At 71.8% G+C, this 15,777-nt stretch carries 15 protein-coding genes; 7 read left to right on the top strand and 8 right to left on the bottom strand.

Going from position 1 to position 15,777, the window contains the following annotated elements; genetic code table 11:
• Window positions 1-257: 257 nt before the first annotated feature.
• Both ACYVOM_RS09955 and ACYVOM_RS09950 read right to left on the bottom strand, forming a co-directional pair.
• Complete coding sequence (locus ACYVOM_RS09955) at window positions 258-1,259, bottom strand: lytic polysaccharide monooxygenase auxiliary activity family 9 protein (protein WP_460302965.1); 1,002 nt, start codon at window positions 1,257-1,259, stop codon at window positions 258-260.
• A gap of 337 nt (window positions 1,260-1,596) precedes the next feature.
• A complete protein-coding gene (locus ACYVOM_RS09950) occupies window positions 1,597-3,003 on the bottom strand; it encodes a sensor histidine kinase (RefSeq protein ID WP_460302964.1) in 1,407 nt (468 codons plus the stop codon).
• Between the two features lie 171 nt (window positions 3,004-3,174).
• On the opposite strand from ACYVOM_RS09950, the gene ACYVOM_RS09945 reads away from it, so the two are divergent.
• A complete protein-coding gene (locus tag ACYVOM_RS09945; protein ID WP_460302963.1) occupies window positions 3,175-3,735 on the top strand; it encodes a hypothetical protein in 561 nt (186 codons plus the stop codon).
• Here the strand turns inward: ACYVOM_RS09945 and ACYVOM_RS09940 are convergent, their stop codons facing one another.
• Both ACYVOM_RS09940 and ggt read right to left on the bottom strand, forming a co-directional pair.
• Window positions 3,736-4,413, bottom strand: a complete 678-nt coding sequence (locus ACYVOM_RS09940) for a response regulator transcription factor (protein WP_460302962.1) — start codon at window positions 4,411-4,413, stop codon at window positions 3,736-3,738. It abuts the gene before it with no gap.
• A gap of 38 nt (window positions 4,414-4,451) precedes the next feature.
• On the bottom strand, window positions 4,452-6,281 hold the full coding sequence (gene ggt, locus ACYVOM_RS09935) for a gamma-glutamyltransferase (RefSeq protein WP_460302961.1): 1,830 nt from the start codon (window positions 6,279-6,281) through the stop codon (window positions 4,452-4,454).
• A 117-nt stretch (window positions 6,282-6,398) separates the two neighbouring features.
• On the opposite strand from ggt, the gene ACYVOM_RS09930 reads away from it, so the two are divergent.
• Window positions 6,399-7,091: a histidine phosphatase family protein gene (locus ACYVOM_RS09930; RefSeq protein WP_460302960.1), complete on the top strand. Its 693-nt coding sequence runs from the start codon at window positions 6,399-6,401 to the stop codon at window positions 7,089-7,091.
• Between the two features lie 4 nt (window positions 7,092-7,095).
• Here ACYVOM_RS09930 and ACYVOM_RS09925 read toward each other — a convergent pair whose 3' ends face one another.
• Window positions 7,096-8,067: a glycoside hydrolase family 64 protein gene (locus tag ACYVOM_RS09925; protein WP_460302959.1), complete on the bottom strand. Its 972-nt coding sequence runs from the start codon at window positions 8,065-8,067 to the stop codon at window positions 7,096-7,098.
• 182 nt (window positions 8,068-8,249) lie between these two features.
• Between ACYVOM_RS09925 and ACYVOM_RS09920 the strand changes: the two genes are divergently transcribed.
• From ACYVOM_RS09920 to ACYVOM_RS09910, 3 genes are all read left to right on the top strand, one after another.
• The gene (locus tag ACYVOM_RS09920) at window positions 8,250-9,569 is read left to right on the top strand and encodes a cytochrome P450 (RefSeq protein ID WP_460302958.1); all 1,320 of its coding nucleotides are present in this window, start codon (window positions 8,250-8,252) and stop codon (window positions 9,567-9,569) included.
• Window positions 9,570-9,655: 86 nt separating this feature from the next.
• Window positions 9,656-10,507 carry an NAD(P)-dependent oxidoreductase gene (locus tag ACYVOM_RS09915; RefSeq protein ID WP_460302957.1) on the top strand — a complete coding sequence of 284 codons (852 nt, stop codon included), beginning with the start codon at window positions 9,656-9,658 and terminating at the stop codon, window positions 10,505-10,507.
• The gene (locus ACYVOM_RS09910) at window positions 10,504-10,932 is read left to right on the top strand and encodes a carboxymuconolactone decarboxylase family protein (protein ID WP_460302956.1); all 429 of its coding nucleotides are present in this window, start codon (window positions 10,504-10,506) and stop codon (window positions 10,930-10,932) included. Before ACYVOM_RS09915 ends, ACYVOM_RS09910 begins: the two co-directional genes overlap by 4 nt.
• An 83-nt stretch (window positions 10,933-11,015) precedes the next feature.
• On the opposite strand, the gene ACYVOM_RS09905 is transcribed toward ACYVOM_RS09910, so the two are convergent.
• The 3 genes from ACYVOM_RS09905 to ACYVOM_RS09895 form a co-directional block, all read right to left on the bottom strand.
• Window positions 11,016-12,026 carry an alpha/beta hydrolase gene (locus ACYVOM_RS09905; RefSeq protein ID WP_460302955.1) on the bottom strand — a complete coding sequence of 337 codons (1,011 nt, stop codon included), beginning with the start codon at window positions 12,024-12,026 and terminating at the stop codon, window positions 11,016-11,018.
• Between the two features lie 152 nt (window positions 12,027-12,178).
• Entirely contained in the window at window positions 12,179-13,003 is an 825-nt protein-coding gene (locus tag ACYVOM_RS09900) for an SAM-dependent methyltransferase (protein WP_460302954.1), read from the bottom strand.
• Window positions 13,004-13,192: 189 nt separating this feature from the next.
• Window positions 13,193-14,113, bottom strand: a complete 921-nt coding sequence (locus ACYVOM_RS09895) for a Dyp-type peroxidase (protein ID WP_460302953.1) — start codon at window positions 14,111-14,113, stop codon at window positions 13,193-13,195.
• A gap of 166 nt (window positions 14,114-14,279) precedes the next feature.
• Here ACYVOM_RS09895 and ACYVOM_RS09890 point away from each other — a divergent pair, with 166 nt between their 5' ends.
• A complete protein-coding gene (locus tag ACYVOM_RS09890) occupies window positions 14,280-14,786 on the top strand; it encodes a mycothiol transferase (protein ID WP_460302952.1) in 507 nt (168 codons plus the stop codon).
• An 83-nt stretch (window positions 14,787-14,869) separates the two neighbouring features.
• Complete coding sequence (locus ACYVOM_RS09885) at window positions 14,870-15,637, top strand: VOC family protein (protein ID WP_460302951.1); 768 nt, start codon at window positions 14,870-14,872, stop codon at window positions 15,635-15,637.
• Window positions 15,638-15,777: the final 140 nt, after the last annotated feature.

The raw sequence follows: 15,777 nt of genomic DNA, 5'->3' as shown, positions 1-15,777 counted from the left end.
GCAGGGCCTTCGGGGAGCCACGTCGTGCTGATCGATGGGCCCGCAATACCCCCGATATCGAGAAATATTCACTTTCTCACCAGCCCGATGCCGTGCCAGCCGCAACCGGCCATCCTTCCCGCACTCCCCGCACTCCCCGCACTCCCCGCACTCCCCGCGCTCCCCGCGCTCCCGCCCCGTGCCCGCGGCCCTGCACGGCCGGGGCGGGCGGGGCGGGAGGGGAAGACCCCGCCTCCGACGGGGCCGGGATCGCGGGGTCAGGGCTTTGCGTGGCTCGCGGAGCGGCGGCGGGAGGTGAGGAGCAGTCCCGCGACGCCGCCGCCGATCAGGCCCGCGGCGCCGGCCATGAGGGCGACGCCCTTGGGGTCCTGGCCGGAGAGGGCCGAGGTGCCGGAGGCAGGGGTCGTGTCGGTGAGCGGGGTCGTGCCGTGGTGGTCGTGCGCGGAGGCCGCGGGCGCGCACGACGGGTCGGTCTTGCCGGGCTTGCCAGGCTTTCCGGGCTTGCCGGTCTTCGTGGGCGTGGCCGTGGGGGATGCCGCGGTCGAGGTAGGCGAGGGGGAGGAGGTGGTCGTGCCTCCGCCGCTCGTCGTGCCTCCGCCCGTGGTGGTGCCACCGTCGGAGCCGAGGACGACGTCGGAGCAGGAGTAGAAGGCCTCGGGGCTGTCGCTGCGCTGCCAGATCGCGTAGATGAGGTGGCGGCCGGTCTTGCCCGCCGGGATCCGGCCGGCCAGCTGGTAGTAGCCGCCCGATGCCGTCGGGTTCGCGGCCGAGGCGAACGGCGCGGACTCCAGGTCCGCCCACTTGAGCGGCTGGGAGGCGTTGTAGCCGTCCTTGGTGATGTACAGCTCGAAGGCGCCCTTGTGGATCGCGGTCACCTTGAACTTGAAGGTGTAGTCCGTCCCGGCCTTGAGCTGGGTGGCGGGCCAGTCGGCCCGGGCGAGGTCGAGCCCGGTGAACGCCGCGCCGCCCGCGCTGCACAGCTTCCCGTCGGGGATGATCTGCCGGTGCCGTCCGGCGGCGTCGCCGATCCGCACCCCGTTCCAGTCGTAGAACTGCTGGGTGCCGCCCGCCGCGACGGCCGCCTTGCACGCGGCCGAGCTCGGGTTCTCCGGGTTCTCCTGGTAGCAGGTGAGGACGCGGCTCAGCGGGAACTCCATCGACCCGTGCGCCGCCGCGGGCGCAGCGGTCAGCGCCACCGGCGCCGCGGCCGCCGTCACCGCCGCGGCCGCTCGGGCAAAGAACTTCGCGTGCCTGTTCATGGGGCCTCCTCGGAAATCACCGCCGCACGGACGCGCCGCAGAAATCTCGCTTCCGTTCCTGCGACACCCGTGACACTAAGCCCCGAAAAAGCCACCCTCCGCCCCCTTCATCTCCTCTTAAGGAACCCATCAGAGCCGCCTAAACAAAGCGCCCCCAGCCCCACCCGCCCCCTTTCCCTAAGCCCCCCATAACATTTCCTTAAGCCCTCTTAAGACCGCCTCCCCAAGCACACGACCACCCCGATTTCCCTCCCTCTCCCCCGCCACGAATCCCGTCCCGAACCCAGCCCCGCCGCCCGTCACAAACGGCCGCCGGGCCTCGGCGAGCCCGCCCGGCTCAGGCGGGTTCGCCTGGGTGGGGGGAAGAAGCGGGGCGGCGCTTGCGCCAGGGGCCGCGGCGGGCGACGCGGCGGGAGGCGTGGCGGACGGAGCGGCCCGATGGCGGGCGCTGGTCGGTGCGGAGCCACACCTCGACCTGGGCGCCGCCCAGCAGGGAGGCGCCGACGCGCAGCGAACCGCCGGTGGACTCCGCGAGGCGCCGCGCGATGTCGAGGCCGAGGCCGGTCGAGCCGCCGCCGCTGCTGCCGCGCCGCGCCGCCGCCTGTGGATCGGCGATCCCCGGACCCGCGTCGCCGACGAGCAGCCCTGTGGCGTGCCTGCCGCGGTGCACCGTGATCTGGAGGGCCGTCCCGTGCGCGGTGTGCCGGAACACGTTGCCGAGCAGCGCGTCCACGACCGCCGAAAGCTCCGCCGCCGCGACCGGCACGGGAGTTCCCGTTTCCGGAAGCGTCAGCCGCAGGTCGCGGCCCTGGTCCCCGGCGAGCGCCGACCAGAACTCCAGCCGGGTGCGGACGACCTCCGCCACGTCGCACGCCTGGTTCGGCGCGGGCTCCCGGTCGGTCCTGCGCGCGGCCGCGATGATCTCGTCGACGGCGTCCTCCAGCCGGCCCAGTGCCTCATGGCTCTGCGCCAGCCGCGCCGGGTCTCCCGGGTGGGCGGACAGCCCGCCGAGGTTGATCCGCAGCGCGGTGAGCGGGGTGCGGAGCCGGTGCGAGAGATCGGCCCCGGCCTCGCGCTCGGCGGCCAGCAGCCGCGCGAGCTCGCCGACCATGTGGTTGAACGCCTCGCCCGCCACGCGCAGCTCGCGTGGCCCGCCTGGCGCGATCCTCGCCTTGAGATCGCCGCCGGACACCCGCGTGACGGCCTCGGCCAGCCCGTCGGCGGCGCGGACCACCCGGATCGCCAGCCGATCGGCCATCGCCACCGAGACCCCGACCAGCGCGAGCGCCACGAGCACGAGGATCAGCCACGATTTGCGCACCCCCTGGCCCAGTTCGGCGGACGGCACGAAGACCTCGATGACCGCGGTGCGATCGGAGTCCAGGACCACGGGGCGCAGCAGCACCTTGCCGCCTTCGGTCTCGGCCGTGAAGGTCCGCTTCAGCCGCGCGGCCTCGGCGAGCTTCGCGTGCGGGGCATGCGAGGACCCGAGCGGCCCGCCTTCCGGCAGGTGCAGCGCCATCACCCCGGCGGCGCCGGCCGGGGTTGAGCCGAGTGCGGCGCCGAGCTGCGCGGGGTCGCTGGTGACCGTGAGCACCGGCACCAGCGAGGACGCCTGCCGTTCGGCCGCGGTGATCGCCCGGTCGTAGGCCATCTGGCTGTTCAGCAGTCCCAGCGGGATGACGAACGACAGCGCGACCATCGCGGTCACCGCCGTCGCCACCCGCGCCAGCGCACTTCTCATTTCCGCGGCCCTCCTTTCCGCCCGGTCCTGCCGCGAGACGCTACAGGAATGCGCGCGACGACGGATTCCCACCTGTGGACAACCTTCTTTGTGGCATCCGGTAATTCTCGGAAGGGCACCGGGGAGCCTTACGGTCGCGGGAATGCGTGGGAACCCCTGATAATGGCGGGCATGCGCGTGCGACTGGGATTTCTCGCGGTGTGGACGGCCACCACCGCCGCGGGCGTCGGGATCACCTGGGTGGGCATCGGCGACGCCATGCGCGGCACGGCGCTGCCGGTGCCGGACGCGGCCGCCGAGGTCCCGGTCATCCAGGGCCGCCCGCCGACGGCGACGTCCGCGGAGCCCGTCAAGGACTCCGCACCGACGGCTACGCCCGCCCCCACCCGCTCGTCCGCGCGCCCCGAGCCCAAGTCTCCGCGGCCGTCGGCGTCGTCCAAGCCGGCCGAGCAGGCCGGAACCACAGCGCAGCAGCCGACCGGGCGCCCCGAGGCTTCCCCGGCCCCGCAAGGCGAGGTGCGCACCTACGTCGTCGAGTCGGGCAGTGTGATCCTGTCCTTCACGAAGAACGAGGCGAAACTGGTCTCCGCGACGCCCGACAGCGGGTTCGAGGTGAAGGTGTGGAAGCAGGTCGGCTGGCTGCGGGTCGACCTCACCGACGGCGTCGAAGGCTCCGCGGTCTTCGCCACCTGGAACGGGCACCCGCCCCTCGTCGAGGTCTACGAGTACTAGTCACTCCGGCGCCATGAGCATCACGCCGACGCCGCGGACGGTGTGCAGGTAGCGGGGCCTCGCGGCGCTCTCGCCGAGCTTGCGGCGGAGCCAGGACAGATGGACGTCGATCGTCTGGTCGTCGCCGTGCGGTTGCCGCCACACCTCGGCGAGCAACTGCCGGCGGCGCACGACCCGTCCCGCGTGCCGGGCCAGGTGCGCGAGCAGGTCGAACTCCCGCCGGGAGAGCTGGAGCGGGGCCCCGGCGAGGCTCGCCTCGCGCCGGTCGGTGTCGATCCGCAGGTCGCCGACGACCAGGGCCTCGTTGCGCGGCGCGGTGCGTGCCCGCCGCAGCACCGCCTCGATGCGGGCGTGCAGGTGGACCGCCGAGAACGGCTTGGTGAGGTAGTCGTCGGCGCCCGAGCCGAGCAGCCGGATGATCTCCTGTTCGCCGTCGCGCGCGGTGGCGACGATGACGGGGACGTCGGAGACCGCCCGCATCATCTTGAGCGCCTCGCCGCCGTCGAGGTCCGGCAGCCCCAGGTCGAGCACGACGACCTCGGGGCCGCCCGCGGCGACCTCGCGCAGTGCGTCGAGCGCCCGTCCTGCGCTGCTCACGGCGTGTCCGAGCGCGCGCAGCTCCCGCAGCAGCGCCTGCCTGACATGAGAGTCGTCCTCGACGAGCAGTACCGTAGCCACGATCGGACGATAGGGCATGGTTCGTCAGTAGACGGCTTTTATGCCGGTCCGTCCGCGCCGGGCCCGGTCCGGCGCGGCCGGACGGTGAGCGCGCTTCCCCCGTGCCGCCTGACGGGTTCGGCGACGGCCTGGACGAGCCCGTCCCCGAGGATCTCCAGCGCGGTCGCGGCCCCGATCTCCGGGGGCGGCCCCGGGTAAGGCTCAAGGACCTGCCCGCGCGCGGTGAGCGCCGGGCCGTAGGCGTCGATGAAGGCCTGCTCGGCGAGGGTCGCGGGCGTGTTCCGCTGGGTGGCGCGCGGCGCGGCGACGGCGCCGGGCAGGTCCATGCCGAGGTCGAGCCGGTGCACCAGGATCTGCAGGACCGTGGTGATGATCGTGGATCCGCCGGGCGAGCCGAGCGCCAGGAAGGGCCGCCTGTCGCGGAGCACGAGGGTGGGCGCGATGCTGCTGCGCGGGCGCTTGCCGGGGGCCGCCGCGTTGGGGTCGCCGTCCTTCGGGGCGAGGCTGAAGTCCGTGAGTTCGTTGTTGAGCAGGAAGCCCCGCCCGGGCACCGTGACGCCGCTGCCGCCGAACTGCTCGATCGTCAGCGTGTAGACGGCGATGCCGCCCCACCGGTCGGAGACGACGAGGTTGGTGGTCTGCGGTCCTTCGTCCGGGAGGGGCGCTCCCGTACCTGCGGAGGAGGCGCACGTGCCGTATCGCCCGTCGGGAGAGCCCGCTGCCACAGGCGGCTTCAGCGCCGCCGTCGGGCTCACCAGGCAGGCGCGTTCCCTTGCGTAGCCCTCGGAGAGCAGTTCCTTCAGCGGCACGTCAGGGACGTCGGCCACGTACCGCTCTCTGTCGGCGTACGCGAGCTTGGACGCCTCAAGGTAGGAGTGCAGAGTCTGGACGGGGTCGCTCGACGGGCGCGGGAGCCGCTCAAGGATCGATAGCGCCTCCCCGACGGTGCTGCCTCCCGACGACGGAGGCGCCATCCCGTAGACGTCGAGCCCTCGGTACAGGGTGTGCACGGGCTTCCGTGGGACGGCGCGATAGGACGCGAGGTCGGATGCGGTCATAAGCCCGGGACGCACCTTGCGAAACGCGCCTTCGACGACGGGTGGTCGCCGGACCGTCCGGACGATCTCTTGCGCGAGTCCGCCTTCGTAGAACCAGTCGGTCCCTTTTCCCGCGATGTTCCGGTAGGTGGCCGCCAGGTCGGGGTTGCGGAAGACGGCGCCGACCGCGGGAGGGGCGCCACCGGGCAGGAAGAGGTCCCGAGAGGAGGTGAAGTCGGCGAACCGGGCGGCGTTCAGCGCGGTCTGGTCATGGAACTCCCGGTCCACCCGGAATCCGCGTTCTGCGACCTCGATGGCCGGGCGGAGGAGCGCGCCCAAGGGCCTCGTCCCGTGCCTGCGCAGGACGAGGTCCCATTGGCGGAGTGTGCCCGGAACGCCGACGGAGAGGCCGCTGGTGACGGCCTCGTCCATCGGGACGGGCCGCCGGGTGGACGGGTCGGTGAAAGAGTCGGCGCGCATGGCGGCCGGTGCGGTCTCCCTGCCGTCCACCGTGTGCACCTCGCGGGTGCGCGGGTCGTAGTAGAGGAAGAAGCCGCCGCCGCCGAGTGCGGCCACGTACGGTTCCGTCACGCCGAGGGTGGCGGCCGCCGCCACGGCGGCGTCCACCGCGTTCCCGCCTTGCCGGAGGATCTCGATCGCCGTACGGCTCGCCGTGGCGTCGACCGTGGCCACCGCACCGCCGCGGCCCGTCACCGCCCAGGGAAGGCCGCCGCCCGCCTTCGTCGGCCCGCCCGGCACACCGAGGAGCGCCACGGCCATCGGCACCGCAAGGAGCAGCGCGGCCTTCGTCCGCGGCATCGCGCTGCGCATGGATCCCCCCGTCCCGCGGCCGTCCTCCCACGCCCTACCCGGGGTCTTCCCGCCCAACCCCGGGCCCGCCGCCGCGCCCGGCTTCCGCTCGCGGGCCGTTCGTGCGAGCCTGACGGCATGGTGGAAGCGCGACGGGTGTGGCTGGTCAGGCACGGGCAGAGCGAGTCGAACGCGGGACTCCCGACGAACGGCCCAGGGGCGGCCCCGCTGACTCCGCTGGGAAGGGAGCAGGCGGTCCTGGCGTCCGCGGCCTTCACCGAGGTGCCCGAGCTCATCGTCAGCTCGACCTTCGTGCGGGCGAGGCAGACCGCCGAGGAGACCGTCGCCAGGTTCCCCGCGACGCCCTACGAAGAGTGGCCCGTGCAGGAGTTCACCTATCTGGGCGAGCTGCACGCCCGGCAGACGACCAACGCCCAGCGGCAGCCGTCCATCACGGCCTACTGGGACCGCATGGAGCCCGAGTACGTCCACGGAGGGAACGGCGAGTCTTTCGCCGCGCTCGTCACCCGCGTTCATGCCTTCCTGGACAGGCTCGCGGCCCTTCCCGGTGACGGACTGGTCGCGGTGTTCACCCACGGACTGTTCATGAAGGCGGTGATCTGGACCCTGGTCTCCGGGGCCGGGCAGCACCCCGACGCCGCGCAGATGCGGGCGTTCCGCCGGTTCGTGGGCGCGTGCGACGTCCCGAACTGCTCGATCACCGAGCTGTGGAGGCCGAGCGGCACCTACGGGTTCCGTGTCGTGGCGGGAGGGGTGGCGCACCTGGCGGGCGCGTCGATGGACGCGGGCTCGCCCGTCGCCATGGACTGAGCGCCTACCAGCCGACGGCCACCAGCAGCCAGGCCGGATCGCCGTGGGAGACGAACGAGGACTGCTCGGCGTGGTCGTCGTAAGGGAAGCCGTAGGACAGCCCGCCGAGGGAGTGGGCGTGCCAGAAGGCCGCGTAGTAGTTCGCCGGGCCCTTCTTGTAGAACTGCGCCGGGTCCCGCTGGACGCTCTCCGGCCTGCCCGCGGTGTGCCGGTTGAGCGCCGCGCACAGGGCGGCGGACTCGGCGAGGGGCCCGGCGCAGCCGACGACCTCCGCGGTGGTCGCCTTGACGCCGTGCTTTTTGGCGTACTTCGTGAAGTAGCCGGCGGCGGCGCCACCGGGCTGGAAGGCGGGCGCGGTGCGCGGCGCGACGATCCGGTAGGGCGCCTCGACGCGCGCGAGGTCCTGGAACGGGCCGGGCACCTCGTCGATGAAGCGCTGGAAGGTCGCCTCGCGTGACTCGGCGAAGAGCTCCCGGTTCTCGCCGACCTCGACGTCGAACCCGTCGTGGGAGTGCAGCCGCATCGCGAGTTTCAGGCCGAACGCGTCGACCCGGGTGGTGTTGCCGTGGAAGACGTCGGGCCCGACGGTGAACTCGATGAAGTCCGTGTACCGGCTGTCGGGGGAGCCCAGGGAGAAGTACATGCGGCCCGAGCTGTTGGCGGGCATGTCCAGGTAGGGCTGCTCGGCGATCGAGTGGACCTGGTCGTTGAAGTGCCAGAAGACCTGGTCGTCAGGGTATTTGCCGTTCGTCCGGTTCAGCACCTTGACGGTGAGGACGTTCGCGGCCGCCGGGATCGCCGAGGTGTCCCCCCAGAAGTCCGCGGGGGCCTGCTCGGAGGCGGCCTGGGGCGTCGTCGGCGTGGACGGGGCGGGGTCGGGCTCGGCCGAGCACGCGGCGAGGGAGGCGGCCGCCGCGACCGCGAGGCCGAGGAAGAGGGCGCGGGCGGAACGGCTTCGGCTGCTGCCGGAGAACATGCGACTCCCCCGAGTCTGGGCAGGCCGGACGGCGAGGAGTGCCTCGCCCGGCTGGTCGAACGCGGCCGGTCAGAGCCGGCCAAGGGCGCATTCCGACCCTATTGGACATGCGGCGGCTCTGGATCACGATCGATCGCGGTGGGCGGCCCTCCTTGTTCACCAAGCGCTTGCTTGTATAAAGTATGCGGCGCGCGGGAATCCGCCGCGCGGGCCGGTTCGACAGCGACGAGTCCGAGGTGACGGCCATGCGCACTCCGTCCGTTCCGTCCCCGCCCGCGGGGTCGGGTCCCCCGGCGTTCAGCCCCTACGACTACGCGGTCCACGAGGACCCCTACCCGTTCTACGCGCGGCTCCGTGAAGAGGCGCCGCTCTACCGCAACGACGACCTGGACTTCTGGGCCGTCTCCCGGCACGCCGACGTGTCCGCCGCCTTCCGCGACCACGCGCTCTTCTCCAGCGGGAACGGCGTCACCCTCGACGCGTCCGCGTGGGGGCCGACCGCGCACCGCACGATGTCGTTCCTCGCGCTCGACCCGCCCGACCACACCCGGATGCGCACCCTCGTCTCCAAGGGCTTCACGCCGCGGCGGGTGCGCGACCTCTCCGACGACATCCTCCGGCTCACCCGAGCCCATCTGGAGCCCGCCCTGGCCTCCGGCGACTTCGATTTCGTCGCGGACTTCGCCGGGAAGCTCCCGATGGACGTCATCTGCGAGCTGACCGGGGTCCCCGTGGCCGACCGGGACGAACTGCGCCGTCTCGCGGACCTCGTCGTGCATCGCGTCGAGGGCCTCAACGACGTGCCTCCCGAGGGCATGGAGGCGGCGCTCATCCTCGTCGGCTATTACCAGGACATGGTCGCCGAGCGCAGACGCGGCGGCTCCTCCGGCGACGACCTCACCGCGGCGCTCCTCGCGGCGGGTACCGACGACGGGGACAGGCTCGACGACCACGAGATCATCGCGTTCCTGTTCCTCATGGTCGTCGCCGGCAACGAGACCACGACCAAGCTTCTCGCCAACGCCCTGTACTGGGCGGGGCGGACCCCCGGCGCCCTCGCGGGGCACTTCGCGCAGGCGCCGGACGGCGACGTCGAGGGGCCGGAGTGGATAGGCGACTGGGTGGAGGAGACGCTGCGCTACGACACCTCAAGCCAGATTCTCGCCCGGACCGTCACCAGGGAGACCGAATTGCACGGGAGCCTCATGCGCCCCGGCGACCGGCTGCTCCTGCTCGTCGGCTCGGCCAACCGGGACCCTCGCGCCTTTCCCGACCCCGACGTCTACGACCTTTCCCGGGACACCTCCGCGCTCATCAGCTTCGGCGGAGGCAGGCACTTCTGTCTCGGAGCCAACCTCGCGCGGCTCGAAGCGCGCATCGCCCTGACGGAGTTCGCACGCCGGGTCGCCTCCTACGAGGTGGACGAGGCGGCCTCCCAGCGGGTGCATTCGGCGAACGTCCGGGGCTTCGCGCGGCTCCCCGTACGCGTGCGCACGCGCTGACGTGGACCGCCCTGTGTCGACCGCCTCTGTGTCGACCGCCTCTGTGTAGACGGCCTCCGTCAGGAGCGCCGGCGAAGGGATGCCAGATGGAAGAACAGCAGAAGGAACCCGTCTACGGCTTCGTAGGGCTCGGCCAGATGGGCGGCCCGATGGCCGCGCACGGCCCTGCCGCGATCGTCTACGACGTGTCCCCGGACGCCGTGGCGCAGCTCGTGGCGAAGGGCGCGAAGGCGGCGGCCGGGCCTGCGGAGGTGGCGGCGGCCGCGGACGTCATCTCGGTGATGGTCCGGGACGACGCGCAGGTGGAGGCGGTGTTCGAGGCGATGGCCCCGGCGCTGCGGCCCGGCTCCGTCGTGGCCGTGCACTCCACGATCCGGCCGCGGACCGCCGAGGCGCTGGCCGAGCGGGCCGCCGCGCTCGGCGTCGAAGTCGTGGACGCGCCGGTCAGTGGCAGCGCGTTCGGCGCGATCGCCGGGACGCTCGCGGTGATGGTCGGCGGCTCCGAGGAGGCCTATGCCCGGGTCCAGGGCCCGTTCACGGCCTGGTCGGGGCTGGCCCTGCACGTGGGGCCGGTGGGCGCGGGCACCCGCGCCAAACTGGCCCGCAACATCCTCCAGTTCACCGGGTTCGCCGCGGCGGCCGAGGCGCAGCGCCTGGCCGAGGCCGCCGGGATCTCGCTGCGCAGGCTCGGCCGGATCGTCCGCCACTCCGACTCCGTCAGCGGCGGTCCCGGATCGGTCATCCTCCGCGGCACCACGGACCCCATGGCCCCGGACGACCCCCTCTACGACGCGATGCGGCACGCCCTCGCGCTCGGAGAGAAGGACCTGTCCTTGGCCTTCGACCTTGCGGACGAGCTGGGCGTCGACCTCCCGCTGACGCGCATGGCCGCGCCGCTTCTGGCCGCCGCCCTCGGCATCCCGGAGGAGGAGTCATGACGACCTCGGAGAACGGTTCGCAGAACGACGGCTCGGTGCGGGGACAGGACGACCGCAGGGCACGCGGCCTGGAGATGATGTCCCGGGTCTACGGCTTCGACGTCGCCGAGGCCACCGGCGACTTCATGGTGACGACGGTCGACCACCTCTTCGCCGACATCTGGACCCGTCCGGGTCTCAGTTTCCGCGACCGCCGCCTCCTGCTCATCGGGCTGCTCGCCGGGCAGCACCTCAACGACGTCCTCGACCTCCAGATGCCCGCGGCGCTCGCCAACGAGGAGATCACCCCCGAGGAGCTGAGGGAGATCGTCCTCTTCCTCACCCACTACACCGGGTGGCCCCAGGGCGCCCGGTTGAACGGGCAGGCGGAGACCCATATAGCGCGCTACCGGAAGGCGGCGCGAAAGGGGGACTCCCCGGGATAAGGCAAGAGGCCGCTCGCCCTTCGCGGCTTCCCTGGATCTCCGGGCACGGGGACGTCAAGACTCGTTCGTCCAAGGCCCGCCGCTCAAGGGGTCAGACGAGGGGCGAGCCAGCGCAGGGCCAGCGGATAGCGGTACTCGATGGCCCCGTGCTTGGCGGGGAACAGCTCGAAGGAGATCCGCGAGTCGGGAAGGCCCGCGGCTTGGAGTGCGCGCCGGTAGGCGATCGCTCCGGAGTCCAGGTGGTACTCGTCGGCGTTCCCCGCGTCGATCCACACGGCGTGGAGGGAGCGGGCCGCCTCGGCGCGCGCGGGGACCATCCGGACGGGGTCGAGGGCCAACCAGCGGGACCAGACGTCGGGCACGGGGACGCCCAGGTCGTCGAAGGGGAGCTGGACGGTCCCGTCGGGCAGGGCCGAGTAGCAGGCGGCGTAGCCGTACATCTCCATCAGGGTCATGTCGCTCGGCTTGGCGCCCACAGGGCGGCCGCTGTAGAAGTCGGCGAGGAAGGCGTTCCAGTCGCCGTCGTAGGAGTCGCGCAGCGTCCGGGCCACTTCGGGGAAGAACGCCTGGTAGGACAGCTCGAACAGGGCGTCCCCGGCGTGGGTGGCGAGTGAGCCGAACACGTCGGGGCGCAGCAGCGGCGTGATCATCGCGCCGTAGCCTCCGCTGGACTTACCGGTGATCGCCCGGTGCCGCGCCGCGGGGAGCGTCCGGTAGCGCTCGTCCACGAACGCGACGACCTCGTCGCAGAGGTAGGAGTGGTAGTCGCCGGTGCCTGGCGAGTCCAGGTACTGGCTGCCGCCGACGCGTGTCCAGGCGTCGACGAACACCACCAGTGCGGGCGGGACCTCGCCGGAGGCGAACAGCGCGTCGACCATCTCGGGGTAGCTCGCCCGCCAGGGCGCGCCCATGCGCCAGGTCCCGATCCGGCCCGTGTACCCCTGGATCACGTAGACGACGGGGTAGTGCCCGGCTCCCGTCGCGTAGCCGGGCGGGGTGTAGACCCACAGGGGCCGCTCGTGGGGGTCGCCGAGCGGGTTGCCCCGCAGCCGCTCGCTCACGATCACGTGCTCGTCGATGCGTCCTGCGAACACCGTGCCTCCTCGCGCTGACGGTTTCCCGGGAGGTTATCCACAGGCCGGGAAATTCGCTCCTTGATTTCGGCGTAGCGTGCGGTCACCGGCGGTCAGCGGCGGGGGTTCGGGGGTGTTTCGTGGTGATTTCGACAGTGCCCGAAAAGCGGGGCTCAGGGTTTGCGGGCGACGCCTGCGTAGTCGGGTACCTCAGGGGCGGCCAGCGCTCGCACGTCGGGTCGCCAGCGCGAGCAGGAGACGACTCCGGGCGGCAGGAGCCTGAGCCCGTCGAAGTAGGAGGTGAGGAAGTCGATGCCGCGCAGGTGGTAGGAGGCGGTCGAGTCGGGGTTGGTGTTGTAGTCGCCTATGGCGATGTTCTGGGCGGTGTCGGTGTCGACGCCGTCCTCGACGACGAGGAAGCTGCCGGAGGGGAGCGCGTCCACGAGGGTGCGGACGATGCCGTGGGGATCGTCGGAGTCGGGGATCTGGCCGAGCACGCCGAGCATCATCAGCCCCACCGGCTCGCTGAAGTCGAGAGTGCGGGCCGCGGCGGCGAGGATGCGCTCCGGGTCGCGGACGTCGGCCTCCACGTAGTCGGTCATGCCTTCGGGGGTGCCGACCAGCAGCGCCTGGGCGTGCACGAGGACGAGTGGGTCGTTGTCCACATAGACGATCCGGCTCTCGGGGGCGACCCGCTGGGCGACCTCGTGGGTGTTGTTCGCGGTCGGCAGCCCGGTGCCGATGTCGAGGAACTGCCGGATCCCCGCCTCGGCGGCCAGCAGCGTCACGGACCGGACGAGGAAGGCGCGCACCTGGCGGGCGACGTCCACGATGCCGGGGAACCGGGCGGCGTGCTCCTCGGCGACCTGGCGGTCGATCTCGAAGTTGTCCTTACCGCCGAGCCAGTAGTTCCACATGCGGGCCGAGTGCGCGACCGTCGGGTCGATCTCGTCCCCGGACCAGGGGCCGACACCGGGCCCCCGGGAGGTGCCGCTCATGGCGCACGCCTTTCTCCGTCGAATTCGCTGTGCGCCGCGATCGTAGGTCTTGCCAGGATTTATCGCATGGGAAAGGGGAAATTTCGCGGAAAACGTGATTCAGAGCACTTCATTACGATGAAATGGAGAAGAACGCTCTTCGCATTTCGGGCAGAGCCCGCGGTGTCCTGGGGAGCGCCGGAAAGCGGCTCAGGGAGCGGGCTCCTCGGACTCCAGGAGGCCGGCCGGCGGGATGAAGAAGAGACCGCCGGTGAGAGCCGTGGAGAAGTCGAGGATGCGGTCGTGCGCGGCGGCCCCGTCGCCGAGGAACATGTTGCGGAGCATGCGCTCCAGGATGCGGGGATCTCGGGCGTAGGCGAGGAAGTAGAGGCCGTTCATTCCGTTGGCCCCGGTGCCGAACGGCATGCCGTACCGGACCACCTCCAATTCCTCGCCGTCCTCGTCGGTGATGACGTTGAGCGAGATGTGGGCGTCGGCGGGCTTGTCCTCGAGTTCGATGCCGTCGAGCTTGGTACGGCCGATCGCGCGCTCCTGCGCCTCGACCGGGAGGGCGTTCCAGGCGTCCAGGTCGTGCAGGTACTTCTGCACGATCGCGTAGCCGCCGCCCGCGAACCGCGGGTCCTCGGCGCCGATCGCGGCCGCGGCGGCGGCGTCGGCGCCCTCGGGGTTCTCGGTCCCGTCGACGAAGCCGAGCAGGTCGCGCCGGTCGAAGTAGCGGAAGCCGTGCGTCTCGTCGGCGAGCCGGGCGTGCGCGCCGAGCCTGAGATGGATCTGTCGCGCGAGTTCGAAGCACAGGTCGGGGCGCTCGGCGCGGATGTGGAAGAGCAGGTCGCCGGGGGTCGCCGGCGCCGTGTGCGCGGGTCCGCGCAGTTCCCGGAACGGGTGCAGCAGCGCCGGGCGAGGCCCGCCGAACAGGCGGTCCCACGCTTCCGAGCCGATCCCCGCGACACAGGTGAGCCCGCCGGAAGCGGCCCGGAAGCCGATGGAGCGGCGCAGCCCGTCGAGGTCGCGCAGAAGGCCGCGCGCGGTCTCCTCGCCGCCTGGTTCGATGGTGAACACCAGGAACACCGCGGCGTTCGTCAGGGGGCCGGCCATGGGCTGCGCAATCATGACCGGCACCATACCGACATTTCGCCCTTTTCTCCCACGTGGGACAGGCCGTCGGCCTGCCTCGACGTCGTGTTCCCGGCCTCCCGCCCGGGGGAGGCGGCTCTTGGAGTAGCGGCATGGGGAGTGGAGAGGAACCCCCGTAGACGGGCGATCGCGAGGGAGTGCCATGGACGCGGCGGGTGTGCTGGAAGACGGGTTCTCGCGGATCCGGGAGGTCGTGCACGGGGTCCTCGAGGGGATGTCGAAGGCGGACCTGACGGTCCAGGTGGACGCCGAGGCGAACTCGATCGCGTGGCTGGTCTGGCATCTGACGCGGGTGCAGGACGACCACGTGGCCGATGCCGCCGGCCGGGAGCAGATCTGGATCTCCGGAGGCTGGGCCGAGAAGCTCGGGCTGCCCCTGGACCCCTACGACACGGGGTTCGGCCATGACACCCGGGAGGTCGCCGCCGTCGTGGCCGACGCGCGGTCCCTGCGCGGGTACTACGACGCCGTCCACCGGGAGACGGTCGCCTACGTGCGGGGTCTGTCCGCAGAGGACCTCGACGAGATCGTCGACACCGCCTGGGATCCACCGGTCACCCTGGCCGTCCGGCTGGTGAGCGTCATCGCCGACGACCTCCAGCACGCGGGCCAGGCCGCCTATGTCAAAGGACTCCTGGAGCGGCGCTGATCCGGGTTTGGGCCTCTTGTGGAAAGGACGTGAGCCGCCCTCGAAGGGGGGATCTGTAGCGTTGACGGGGGAGGTTGAGACCTGTGCCGCAAGTCGTCGAGTTCGCCTGGAGCACCCCCTCGTGGGTGGAGCTCGACTCCCCCGACGTGGAGGAGTCCAAGCGGTTCTACGCCGAGCTGTTCGGCTGGGGCTCCTATGTCTTGACCAACGACCGCCTCGCCGACTACGAGATCTTCACCCAGGACGGCTCCGACGGGCCCGAGGTCGCCGGCCTCGCACAGCTCGCCGACCCGGTGGACCGGCCCGTCTGGATGTTCTTCTTCCAGACGCCCGACATCGAGAGCGCCCTGAAGAGGGTCGCCGAGGCCGGAGGCCAGGCGCTGCTCGAAGGCGTCGACGTGGGTGACCTCGGCCGGATGGGCACCGCGCAGGACCCCGAGGGCGTGGAGTTCGGCTTCTGGCAGCCCTACCGGCACCAGGGCGCGGCCCGGGTGGACGAGCCGGGCGCTCTGGCCTGGATCGAGCTGGTCGGGGCCGACCTCGGGGAGGCTCCGTCCTTCTACGCGCACGCCCTGGACTGGCGGATCAGCGCCCTGGCGCGCGAGGGCGGCGGGGAGCGCCTGGAGTGGACCACCGGGGACGGCAGGCCGGTGGCCAGCGCCGTCGGCGGCGACGAGGACCCGCACTGGATCCCCTACTTCGGCGTCTCGGACTGCGAAGCCGCCCTGGAGCGTGCGAAGGCCGCCGGGGGCAGGGTCCTGCGCGAGGTGGGGGAGGGCGCCGCCGGGCGGACCTCGATGATCGCCGACCCGCACGGCGCGCAGATGGCCCTGGTCTGCCGTAGCGCGTAGGCCGTCGCAGGCCGTGATCCCTGATCCACGACGCGTGTGTTCCACATCTCAGGCTCAGTCGTGGCATGTAGGTATGAATCTATAGGTATGTTTACTGAGTTTTCTTCACTGAGGCGTCTCCACTGAGCAGTCGTCTCCGG

The organism is Actinocorallia aurea (assembly GCF_054783995.1).
This window is presented reverse-complemented; position numbering and strand designations above follow the sequence as displayed.